This is a genomic window from Streptomyces hilarionis, from assembly GCF_024539675.1.
In the GTDB taxonomy this organism is placed as follows: domain Bacteria; phylum Actinomycetota; class Actinomycetes; order Streptomycetales; family Streptomycetaceae; genus Streptomyces; species Streptomyces hilarionis.
On the sequence record NZ_JAHHIT010000054.1, the window covers coordinates 44,785 to 56,439 of the forward strand.

Here is an 11,655-nt window from a genome sequence, read left to right on the forward strand (position 1 = left end):
CGTGCGCGCGCGAGTCGTCCGGCGAGATGTGTGATGATCTTCGTGTCGGGCTCGCCGGTTGGTGATCGCAGCCTGCCCGGGACGGCCGTCCCGGGCCAGCCTGAACGGCCGTTCTGGGACGCTGGGACGTTCCACATCCCTGACCAGGCGGGATGCGGCCGTAGGGGACATGAGGTGGGACGTGTGGGTGGGGTGGGATCGGTGAGGGACGTCGATTCGGCGGCCGGGCTGGGCGAGATGATGCGTTCGCTGAAGGAGCGCGCGGGCCTCAGCTACGGTGCTCTGGCCGGTCGGTTACACCTGAGTGCCTCGACGTTGCACCGCTATTGCTCGGGTGACTCGGTGCCGGCCGAATTCGCCCCGGTCGAACGCTTCGGCCGGATCTGCCGGGCGGACCCCGAGGAGCTGCTGGAGCTGCACCGGCGATGGGCGGTGGCGGACGAGGCGCGGCGCGGGAGGGGGGCGGGCCTGTCGGAGAGCGCGGAGGCGCCGGTGCCCGCGCCGGTGCCGGTGCCGGCCGTCCAGAGTCCGCCGACTGCCGGGGCGCCGACGCCGCGGGGCCGCCACCTCGTGTCGCGGTACGTCGCGCTGGGGGCCGCCGTGGTCGCCCTCAGCACCTCCGGAGCGCTGGCCATCGACCGGTTCCGAGCCGAGTCGGTACCGGACCTGACGGTCCCGGCGATCACGGTGCCCGACCCGTCGACCGAGGATGTCGGGGCGGCAGGGGCGGCCGGGGCGCACGGGGCGCCCGGATCGACCGCCGGGAACGTCCCCCTTTCGGTGGCCGTCGTCGCGTCCGACCATGACTGCCCCCGGACGGCCGGCACTCGGATCCGTCCGACCACGTTCCGCCTGAAGGTGCGAAGCACGGCAGAGGGCCCCGTGACCATGACCGCCATGGACGTCCGGGTGCTGTCCGCCGAAGCTCCGCCCGCCGAAGCCCCGCCCGCCGAAGCCGCCTACGCGGACTGCCAAGGCCCAGACGCACAGCACCCGTTCGCCGTGGACCTGGACGCCCCCGAGTCCCGTGCCGTGAGCCCGAGGCACGGGTTCCCGTACGAGGCGTCCGCCGAGACCCCCCTGATCCTGGACGTCACCTCGCACACGACAAAGAGCGAGGTGCGCTGGTATCTGGAACTGAGTTGGACCCAGGGCTCCCGCTCGGGCACGCTACGGATCGACGACGGCGGTCGCCCGTTCCGCACCGGCGCGGTGAGGTAGCGCCGCACCTCTCAGGTCCGCACTGACAGGCCTTGCCACCCACCCCAGGTGAGGACGGTGGGGGAGCAGGGCTTCGAGGCTTCGAGCATGGAAAGGCGTCGAGGGCGGGAAGCCAGGTGGGTGGCACGAGCGTTCTCCGTGGGTCGGCCGGCCCGGTGTGGGGAGGTGCGCCGCACTCCTGTCGCGCCGAGCCGAAGAGCCCGCCGCACACGGGTTGCCGTCCGTGCCCTCGTAGGGGGATTCAGGGGGCCTGCCCGGCGTGGGGCCGGGGCCTGACGATCTACGGGCAGATCCAAGGGAGCGGGCGGCCGCGCGCTGCTACGGTCGGACGCCATGAGCTGGCTTCCCGATGACTTCGTCCACCCCGTCCTGGTACCGCTGCCGGGTGGTGGCCATCACCTGCGGCCGATCCGGGAGGCTGACACCCCGCTCGACTATCCGGCGGTGATGGGTTCGCGTGAGCGGCTGTGGACCATCTTCGGCCCGGCCTGGGGCTGGCCCGCGGCCACCATGACCTACGAGGCCGACCAGGCCGACCTGTTGAGGCACGAGAAGGAGGTCGCCGCGCACCAGTCCTTCAACTACGCGCTGTTCGACGCGGCGGAGACAGCTCTGCTCGGCTGTGTCTACATCGACCCGCCGGGGAGGGTCGGCGCGGACGGCGAGATCTCCAGGTGGGTGGTGGACGAGCTGGTGGGCAGCGAGGTCGAGCAGGCCCTCGACGTGCTGGTGCCTCGGTGGATCGCCGAAGACTGGCCGTTCGAGCAGCCGCGCTTCCTCGGCCGCGACATCTCCTGGTCGGACTGGCTCGCCCTGCCGGAGCATCCCAACGCGTAACTGGTGTTGACTGGGCACTCCACCGAGTCCACCGGTTGGAGGATCTTCCTGGGTGTCGTGCCGACACTGCTCGCCTACCGCTGGTACTTCGTCGGGCTGGCCACGCACCCCAGCACCCAGGCCGCCGTCCTCGTGCTCCTCGAACCGGCCACGGCCGCGTTCCTGGCCACTCGGCGCGGCGAGCAGATCAGCTCGGCCTTCGTACTCGGATCGATCCTCCTACCGGCGGCCGTTGCCGTCCTGGCCTGCGACCAAGCGCGAACGCGTTCCCTTCGCCTGCGCCCAGCCGGCGAGGTCAACCGACCTGGAGCGTCCACAGGTCTGGAAAATCGCTCACCAGGCGGCCGCGCGCCGTGAGATCGTTCGCGGGTGACGACGCTGCTGATGGGGCAAGGACATTGAAACGGCCGGACGATCGTGTGGCGTCCGCCTTTCGCTTCGCGACGGAGCTGGTCGCGTGGGTGGCGGCCCCCTGGGCCCTGTCCAGCCATTCGTGGCTGCTTGCCGCCCTGTCCGTGGTGGTTCTGGTGGGCCTTCCGACGCTGTTCTCCACTCCGGGGGACAAGGCCAACGTGATCATCGCGGTGCCGGGCTGGGTCACGATCCTGTTGGTGGTGCTCCAGCTCGTGGCGGCTGTGGTCTCCTCGTGGCTGGCCTGGCCCGGCTGGGCGGCGACTGCCGTGAGCCTGCTGGCCGCCGCCACCCTCGTCACGGAACAACGCCGCTGGCGGTGGCTGGTCTCCGCGAACCGACTCGCCGACTGAAGCGCTCACCCGCCCCCCGACCAGCCAAGTGGTACGCCAGGAGCGTCGGCCACCCGAGCTGTGCCAGACGTTGACCTTCGTCGAGCGTTCGGAGGGAGGGCCCGCAGTCGACGGCGGGCCCTCCTGCGAGCTGACGGCCGGCGAAGGGCTACGACCCGGCGCGGACAGCACGGACGCGGCCACAGGGACAGCCGCGGCGCGGCGGCAGGTCACGGCCTGACCGAACGCCCCAGGGTGTCTCCAGGCACACGCTGCCTGCACGTCGCCCAAGGGCGTCGAGCAAGTGCGCTGTGGCGCCGGCGACAGCCGAGTCGGAGCAGTACGGGAGCGGGGCGGCCGCGGTGGCGGCCCAGGTGAGAGGCTCCCGCAGCAAAGGCACACTCTGCTTGCCGGCTCCCCGTACCCACAAGGGCTCGAACCCCGTTCCTGGCCTCTTCTGCGTGACACCCGCCGACGGCTCGGCCAGGTGATCACGCTCCGATCGCCCGTCGTCAGCCGGGGCTCAGAACTGGATACAGACCGGGCCCTCGTTGACGTTGATCAGACCGTACTGTTCCACGAAGGAGTTGCAGGTGAGGGTGCCCTGTCCTTCGCCTTCGTCGTCCGCGCTGCCGGTGGTCCGGGCGCCGGCGTCCGCTGAGCCGAAGTCGATGCACACGGGGCCCTGATTGACGTTGATCAGGCCCTCCTGAGTGGTGAAGTCGTTGCATCGCGCGTCCAGCACCTGCTGGACCATGTCGTCTCCGGAACCGCCGGCGAAGGCCACGCCGGAACCAGCCAGAACCGCAGCGGCAGCCAGCGCGGTGGCCGCAACACCCTTACGTATACCCATGGTCTTTCTCCAACTGTGGGGGACATGAACAGTGATCACTCCAGCAGCCTCGGGAGCCAGGCGCACGCTGGGCTGCGCCATCCGGGCACTCACTCTCGGTCGGTGGAGACCCCGAGATTGCGGGCTTCCTCTCCGTTCACCTGACGCAGCCGCGCGCGTTCCGATCACCGTCGGTTCACGGTTCCCCGGGCGACCTGTGGGCCGAACCCGCAGACCGGGGCCATCGGACGGGTCCAGGCGTCAACAACAAGAAGGACCCGGTAGAAGCGAAGCCCCACGCCAGTGTCCGCAGGGAAGATCACCCTCGAGCAGGAGCAGACGATCGTCGGGGCTTGGTGGAGCTGATCCCGGCGCAGCTGACCGCGCTGCGGCTGTCGTTGCCCTCGCCGACCACTTGCGAGTGCCGCCGCCGATGGCTGGCCTTGCGGAGCGGGTGCGCGAGGCCCGAGGGGAGGCGGGCTCGAACCGGCACATGCTGTATCTGTCGCAGGACCAGATGGAGTGGGTGGCCTACGGGTTCTGGCTGCACAAGCTGTCCGGTGGGCTCGCGAAGCCGGCCGTTTCGCCCGCGATGACGGCATCGTCCGCCCCGCAGTCGGCGGTTGGGCCGCCGAGATGTTGGCGGCCGTGCGTAGTCCACGCACGTACCCCGGCCAGGGCTGCCCATTATCCTGCTTCAGCTACGGGGTGAGGTGACCAGGGGGAGGCGGCCGTGGAGTCGTTGGAGAGCACGGATCCGGCCACGATCGGCGGCTATCCGCTGCTGGCGCGGCTCGGCGCGGGCGGTATGGGACAGGTCTACCTCTCACGCACGCCGACCGGCCGCCCTCTGGCGTTGAAGACGGTCCGGCCCGACCTCGTCGCCGCCCCGGACTTCGAGCGGCGTTTCGCCCGGGAGATCCGCACCAGCGACCGGGTCCGCTCCCCGTGGACCGTTTCGGTGGTGGACTTCAGCCCGCCCGGCCACCGCCCGCTGTGGCTGGCCACGGAATACGTCGCCGCGCCTGCCCTCTCCGACTGGGTCGCCGTGCACGGGCCGCTGCCGGCCGCGGCCGTGCGTACGCTGGCCGCCGAACTCGCCGCGGCGTTGGCCGCCGTGCACGCCTGCGGGCTCACTCACAGAGACGTCAAACCGTCCAACGTCCTGCTCGGCCGCGACCGGCCCATGCTGATCGACTTCGGCATCGCACGGGCCGCCCACGACTCCCGCCACACCAGCACCGGCGGTGTCATCGGCTCGCCGGGCTACCTCGCTCCCGAACAGGCCGCCGGGGGAGCCGTCACCGAGGCGGGCGACCTCTTCTCCCTGGGCGCGGTCCTGGTGTACGCGGCGACAGGCACCGGTCCCTTCGAGTATCCCGGCGAGCAGCCCTCGGCCGCATCCCTGCTCTACCGCATCGTCCACGAGCCACCCCGCCTGGACGGTGTACCGGCGGAACTGGCCCCGCTGATCCGCGACTGTCTGGCAAAGCGGCCCGAGGACCGGCCGGACGCCGCCGAGTTGGCGGCCGGACTACGCCGTCGAGCCGTGGACGATCCGCGGACGGCCGCTCACGAGAGCAGGTCCGCTGCGGTGGCCGACGCGTGGAAGGGCGCGCTCCCGCCCGGACTCGGTGTGGACCTGGTGGCTCGCGAGGAGGAGGTCGCACACCGGTGCGCTGTACCGCTGCACGGCCAAGGGCAGGCGCCGTCGGACGCGGTGAAGTCCGCCGCCGGCGGGAATCCGCCCGTCCCGGCGACCGCCCGGACCATGTCTCTCACCCCGGCCTTGGACGACGCGAGCCTTGCCGCGACGTACGCGCCGCCCCCCGACATCCCGGCCCCGATCGGTCAGCAAGCCCAGGACACTCCCGCACCGCACGGCGTGTTCACTCCTGACATCGCCCAGCCCCATGGCCCTGCGGCCCCCGCCGCCGGGTCGGCCGGGTTCGGGCCGTACGGCGCTTCCGCCCTTCTTCACAGGGAAGGGGGTGCGCGTCGCCGCGCTCGCTGGATCGTCGGTGCCCTTCTCGCGGTGGCCGCGCTGGTGACCGGCGTCGTGCTGTGGAACCCGTTCGGCAAGGAGACGGTCGATGACGGCTCCACGTCCTCCCCGACCCCGTCGTCCTCCGCTCCCGCCCTCTCCGCCGCGTGGGCGGGCGTCTGGACCGGCACGGGGCCGGGCAACCCTGACGCGGACGGCCAACAGCACCCGCGCACCGAGTCCTTCACCGTGACCCTCACCCTGCACACCGCCGAGGTGGGCGAACTGGCCGGCAAACAGGTCAGCAACATCGAGGAAGCCGGCACCGGCCGAGAGGTGGGTTGTACGGAAGCCCTGGAACTACGGTCGGTGCGTGGCACGACAGCCACGTTCCTCGCGGCCACCAGCCACGCGACCAACCGCTCGGACACATCGTTGCAGTGCGAGAGCGGCCACCTCTACGTGGTTCAGCTGACCGCTGCCGACACCATCAGCCTCGGTGAAGAGGGCAGCCAGTCCGCCGGTGCGCCCACGGCCCTGCACCACAGCCGCGCCACCCGATGAAGCTGCTGCGCCTTACTCACCAGAGCATTCGCGAGCAGCTCGAAGCGCTGACCACTGCCAGATTCTGAGCGGCATGAGGCCGATCCAGACGGACACGAATGGCGAAGGAGTCTCCACGGCCGGTTGCGACACCGTCGAAGGAGACTCGATCTTGGCCCGGTTCCTGCGGTCGCTGGACGAACAGGCCCACCCAGCCCCGCGTACAACTCGACGTGACCCGGCTCATCAAGAAGAGCAACTGGACGACGACGAAGGGTCCGTGCTCACCGTCGAGCTGGAGCAGCGCGACCTACTCGAAGGCGACATTCTTCAGCTGCCGCCCCTCCCGAGCGCCAACAAGGAAGTCCCTTGCCCGGGTGCAGGCTGTCGTCGGGCGAGCGGTCTTGTCGCGCCGTGTCCGATGGCAGTTTCGTCGCGGGCGTCGATCTGCGCCGGTCGTAGTGCTTGTGCGAGCCTCTGACCTGCACCTGTGTGCAGTGCCCCGTAAAGGTGCAGGTCAGAGGGTCGCGGTGGTCGTGCAGGCTGCTCGATTCGTGGGGCGGTGGGGTCAGGAAGGCCTGACCGCCGAGACCGGGGTGACGGTCACCTTGTTGTCGCACTCGGCCCACACCCCGTCGTTCAGGGCGACCTGGTGCTTCCCGGAGTGCGGCAGCCCGATGACCATCGTCGGATACGTCACCGGGGCCCTGCCCGACACGCAGTAGCCGTCGCCTTCCCCCTGGACCTGGACGAAGGTCAGCTTCACCCACGCCTTGCCGTGCGGCCGGACCGTCACGGTGGCCGCCCGGCCGGTGCGGGTGACCTTGAGCGGGGTGTTGTGGGCGGGGGAGCCGTTGCCGGCGCCCGCGACCGTCGGATGGCCCTTCAGGACGCACGTCCTGCGGGAGACGTTGGTGAACTGCACGACCGCCGCCCCGGTCCCGGTCCCGACGGGCCGGTGGACGGCCTGCCGGGCGCTGACCTGGAGGGCGGAGGTCGCGCAGGCGGGCGGCGGGGTGGAGATGGTGGTGCTCGCCGCCATGGCGACGCCGGGCAGGATGCCGGTCACCGCCGCCGCGACGGCCGTGACCGCCGTCGTCGCCAGAGCCGCCCTGCGAATGCCCTTGTTGTGCCGCATGCTGTCTTCCCCCTGAGTCGTCTCGTCCGCGGATTTCGGTCGTCGGTCGTTGCTCCGCGGTACGCGTGGTCGTGGTACGTGAGTGCAGACAGGGCGAGGAGCGGCAGGGTTCCGTGCGGCGACCGCTTGTGACGGAACGGTGACAGCCGTCGGTGCCCGTGCTGATGGCTGTCCTCGGGATACGCGGGAGGGCGAACACGGCGTGATCGGCCTGACCAAGAACGCCGCGCTGGAATACGGTGCTCGCTGCGTGCGCATCGATCGACTCGATCCATGATTCGACGCCGCCGAAATCTCCGCAGAGGAGCCGAGTCGGGAGACATTCCTGACCATGGAGCGGAGCATCCGGCTGCCTTCTGCCTTCTGCCTTCTGCCTTCTGCCTTCTGCCTTCTGCTGCTGTTTTCGGGTGGCGTCACGCTCGCCGCCGCCAACGCGTACTCGTCCGGGCCGTTTGGTGACACGCCCGTCCATGCGTTAATGACAGGTTCTAGTCAAAGAATGCTCAAGTGCCGGACGTCTCCTGTGGCCGGTGGTCGGGTTCTCCACGACGGCTGTACGACCACCCGTTTTCGGAGGATCTGGTGTCAGCACCAACTCGCAAGAGACGATGGCTCACGATCTGTGCCATCTCCGCATCCGCCGTACTCGTCGCGACACCCGCAGGCGCCGCGGCAGGCAAGACGAAGCGCCCGTTCGGCGCGCGCACCCTCGCTCAGCTCGCCGCCGAGCGCCAGTCCACAGGGTCCCTCAGTCTCGAGGCGAAGGCCGACGACGGCGGGGACGACGGCAACGAGGCGGACGAAATCGCCGAGGGTGCGGACCAGTACGCCGAGGCCCGCACCTCCCCAGGCATCGTCGCACGCGGCGCGTACGGCGCCGCCTGGTCGAGCCTGACCAACCTGAAGAGCACCGGAGGCAGCTGGCACAACATCACCGACCTGCCCTACAACTCCGACGACTCCCGCTACCGGGACATCGACTCCAACTCCAGCGGGGGCTCGGGCAACGTCACTGGTCGCATGGCCGCGATCGCGGCCGACGACGACGGATACGTGTACGCGGGCAGCGCCGGCGGCGGTGTGTGGCGCTCCCAGCGGGGCGGCGGGCACTGGAAGCCCATCAGCGACAAGCTGCCCTCGCAGTCCACCGGCGCACTCTCCCTCGACGGGGCCGGCCGGCTGTGGCTGGGCACGGGTGAGGCGAACACCAACGCGGACGCCTACCTCGGCAGCGGCGTGTACGTGCTGTCCGATCCGCACCACGGCAGCTTCTCCACCCGCAGCCGGGTCGGCGGTGACGAACTGGAGTCCACCACCGTCCGCCAACTCCGTTTCGGCGCAGGCAAGGTGTGGGCCGCGACCAGCGCCGGCGTGTGGAGCCACTCCACCAAGACGCTGAAGGGCGCGTGGAAGCTGGAGTTCGCCCCCAACCCCGACTATCTGCCGGGCGGTTCGAAGGCCAACGACGACTCGGCCGCGTACAAGAACATCACCAATGACATCGCCTTCGACGCGAAGAACCCCTCGAAGGCGATCCTCGCCGTCGGCTGGCGCAGCGGCGACGACTACAACGGCTTCTACACCAAGAACACCAAGGGCGCCTGGGCGCGGATCACCGGCGGCTTCGGCGACCTGCCGACCGACGCGGACAACGTCGGCACCGTGACCTTCGCCCGCGCCGCCGACGGCTCGCGCTACTACGCCATCGACCAGTCGCCGGAGCAGATGGCGGCCAACCCGGACAGCGGCCTCATGGGCATCTACAGCGCCGCCTCGCCGTTCGGACCGTGGACCAAGGTCGCCGACTACAAGCAGTTGGCCGCCGACGGCTCGGCGTTGACCTCCAGCGGCTACATGCCGGGCGTGCAGGCCTGGTACAACCAGTTCCTGACCGTGGATCCGGCGGACCCGGAGCACGTGTACGCGGGTCTGGAGGAGGTCTACGAGTCCAAGGACGGCGGCTCCACGTGGTCGACCGTGGGCCCGTACTGGAACTTCGGCTTCTCCTGCTGGAGCATCGACCCGGCCAAGCAGACCGGTGACTGCCACCAGACCACCCACTCCGACCAGCACGGCGTGGCGATCGGCCGCTACCACGGCAAGAGCTTCGTGTACGTCGGCAACGACGGCGGCGTCTACAAGCGCCCGCTGAGCGGCTCGCAGGACGCCTCCGGCCACGCCACCGACTGGACCTCGCTGAACGACGGCACCCTCGACACCCTCCAGTACTACTCGGTCGGCGTGGGCAAGGACCTCGACCACGGTGGCTACTCCGTCACCGGCGGCCTCCAGGACAACGGCCAGTCCGTCCTGCGCAGCAACGACATCGTGATGGGCTCCAACTTCGGCGGTGACGGCGGCGACACGCTCACCGACCCCGCCAACGGCTGCAACATCGCCGAGGAGTACGTCTACCTGGCCATCCAGGTCACCCAGAACTGCGCCGTCAACGACGGCAGCTGGACGACCGATCCGACCAAGGCGACCTCCTACAACGTCGCTCCCGCTGACAACGCCACCAGCGAGGCCCGCTTCATCGCCCCCCTTGCCACGGACGCCAAGGACAGCGACACCTGGATCGCGGGCGGCCGGCACATCTGGGTGCAGACCCGCGGCTACGCCATCCGCAGCGGCGCGGAGTGGAAGAACGTCCACGACCTCGGCGTCGGACGCACCGCGACCGCCGTCGCCGCCTCCGGCGGCAAGGTGTACGCGGCCTGGTGCGGCCCCTGCAACAACCAGGGCTTCGCCCGTGGCATCTCCGTCGGCAACGCGGACGGCACCGGCTGGCACGACATCACCCTGCCGGTGAACGGCGCCGTACCCAACCGCTACCTCAGTGGCTTCGCCGTCGACCCGAAGAACGCCGACCACGTCTTCCTCGCGGTCAACGGCTTCTCCCGGCACTGGACCGAGGGCCCCGGCGCCGGCGTCGGCCACGTCTTCGAGTCCGTCGACGGCGGCACCACCTGGAAGGACATCTCCGCCGACCTCCCCGACGTGCCGACGAACTCGGCGATCGTCCTGCCGAACGGCGGCCTGGCCGTCGCCACCGACCTCGGCGTCGTCTACCGCGCCCCGGGCCGCACCAAGTGGCAGCGTATCGGCAGCCTCCCCGCCGTCGCCGTACTCCAGCTGAAGCTGAGCCCCGACGGCCACACCCTGTACGCGGCCACCCACGGCCGCGGCATCTACACCGTCAAGGTCCGCGACTGCTACTGACGCTCACTCTGCAACAGGACGAGGGGTGATCCCGGCTTGCGGGGTCACCCCTTCTGCGCAGGAGTGGAACGCGGTGAATGTCGCAGTGGGGCAGGTCTGCGCGCGGAGGCCCGTGCGTAGAAGCCGGCTGCCGGAAACTGGGCGCTGTCCTGCACATGGCCGACGAGTTGTTCGGCGACCAGCCGGGTCTTCGTCAGCCGGTCAGGGTGAGGTCGTGAAGGCGGGCGATACCGAGCATGGCGTGACGGAACGCCCGTCACTCTTGAGACGGCAGTCGCGGAGGATGTCCGGGTCTTCACCCGGGCGAAGAGGGTGCGGATGGTGGCGGCGATCAACTCGGCTGCATCGTTCGGGATCACGTTGCAGGGCGTGTTGCGAGGGAGAGGGCGGGACGCACAGTGGCCACGAAATGGTTTGGCGGCCATGGATGTTGATCACGTCATGACTCAAGGACCAGCGCCCCGCCCACTGTCCGATGAAGCCCTCTCCAACCTGCTTGGCAAGCAGCAGTTCGGCACGCTCGCCACCGTCAAACGCAGTGGCCACCCGCACCTGACCACCATGCTGTACAGCTGGGAGGCCGAGACCCGCATCGTGCGGTTCTCGACGACCGCTGACCGCATCAAGGTCGGGCACCTGCGGCGCGATCCGCGTGCCTCACTGCATGTGCAGGGCGGGGACGTGTGGTCGTTCGCCGTCGCCGAGGGCGACGCCGAGGTCTCGGAGATCACGACGGTCCCCGGCGATGCGGTGGGGCGCGAACTGCTCGGAATGATCCCGCAGGCTGCGAAGCCGGAGGACGAAGACGCGTTCCTGGAGCAGTTGGTCGCCGAACGCCGGGTGGTCATCCGGTTGAGGGTGGACCGGCTGTACGGAACAGCACTCGACATCAAGGGCTAGGACGACTTGAGTCCGTGCTGGTCGCAGTCACTCGTCGACGGCTGCGACCAGCACGGTCGCGTGATCGCGGACGGCGAGTTCGTCTGTGGGCCCGGACCCGCATCACCTTGATCGGCGGACAGTGCCCGTCGAGGATGCCCAGGGCAGTGTCCGGCCGGGAGTGAACGATAACGCGCGGACCTGTTGACTCAGCGCCTCGATGTTCCGCTGCCGGGCCGCCTGGCGGCGCCGGCCG

Annotated in this window: 10 protein-coding genes; 8 read left to right on the forward strand and 2 right to left on the reverse strand. The window is 70.0% G+C overall.

Features of this window, described 5'->3' with window-relative positions:
• The first annotated feature begins 240 nt into the window (after positions 1–240).
• The 4 genes from KMS84_RS13905 (at position 241) to KMS84_RS13920 (ending at position 2,822) form a co-directional block, all read left to right on the forward strand.
• Complete coding sequence (locus KMS84_RS13905; protein ID WP_256916534.1) at positions 241–1,221, forward strand: helix-turn-helix domain-containing protein; 981 nt, start codon at positions 241–243, stop codon at positions 1,219–1,221.
• A 333-nt stretch (positions 1,222–1,554) separates the two neighbouring features.
• On the forward strand, positions 1,555–2,058 hold the full coding sequence (locus KMS84_RS13910; protein ID WP_256916505.1) for an N-acetyltransferase: 504 nt from the start codon (positions 1,555–1,557) through the stop codon (positions 2,056–2,058).
• A gap of 3 nt (positions 2,059–2,061) precedes the next feature.
• Positions 2,062–2,415, forward strand: a complete 354-nt coding sequence (locus tag KMS84_RS13915) for a DMT family transporter (protein WP_256916506.1) — start codon at positions 2,062–2,064, stop codon at positions 2,413–2,415.
• A 41-nt stretch (positions 2,416–2,456) separates the two neighbouring features.
• Positions 2,457–2,822: a hypothetical protein gene (locus tag KMS84_RS13920; RefSeq protein ID WP_256916507.1), complete on the forward strand. Its 366-nt coding sequence runs from the start codon at positions 2,457–2,459 to the stop codon at positions 2,820–2,822.
• A gap of 502 nt (positions 2,823–3,324) precedes the next feature.
• On the opposite strand, the gene KMS84_RS13925 is transcribed toward KMS84_RS13920, so the two are convergent.
• Positions 3,325–3,735, reverse strand: coding sequence for a hypothetical protein (locus KMS84_RS13925; RefSeq protein ID WP_256916508.1), 411 nt, complete (start codon positions 3,733–3,735; stop codon positions 3,325–3,327).
• A gap of 115 nt (positions 3,736–3,850) precedes the next feature.
• Here KMS84_RS13925 and KMS84_RS43535 point away from each other — a divergent pair, with 115 nt between their 5' ends.
• Both KMS84_RS43535 and KMS84_RS13930 read left to right on the forward strand, forming a co-directional pair.
• Complete coding sequence (locus KMS84_RS43535; protein WP_498066949.1) at positions 3,851–4,345, forward strand: DUF6417 family protein; 495 nt, start codon at positions 3,851–3,853, stop codon at positions 4,343–4,345.
• A gap of 21 nt (positions 4,346–4,366) precedes the next feature.
• The gene (locus KMS84_RS13930; protein WP_256916509.1) at positions 4,367–6,181 is read left to right on the forward strand and encodes a serine/threonine-protein kinase; all 1,815 of its coding nucleotides are present in this window, start codon (positions 4,367–4,369) and stop codon (positions 6,179–6,181) included.
• A 547-nt stretch (positions 6,182–6,728) separates the two neighbouring features.
• Here KMS84_RS13930 and KMS84_RS13935 read toward each other — a convergent pair.
• Entirely contained in the window at positions 6,729–7,298 is a 570-nt protein-coding gene (locus tag KMS84_RS13935) for a DUF4232 domain-containing protein (RefSeq protein ID WP_256916510.1), read from the reverse strand.
• Positions 7,299–7,880: 582 nt separating this feature from the next.
• Between KMS84_RS13935 and KMS84_RS13940 the strand changes: the two genes are divergently transcribed.
• Entirely contained in the window at positions 7,881–10,520 is a 2,640-nt protein-coding gene (locus KMS84_RS13940) for a beta propeller repeat protein (protein ID WP_256916511.1), read from the forward strand.
• A gap of 441 nt (positions 10,521–10,961) precedes the next feature.
• Positions 10,962–11,420 (forward strand): PPOX class F420-dependent oxidoreductase, encoded by a 459-nt coding sequence (locus KMS84_RS13945; RefSeq protein ID WP_256916535.1) that lies wholly within the window; start codon positions 10,962–10,964, stop codon positions 11,418–11,420.
• Positions 11,421–11,655: the final 235 nt, after the last annotated feature.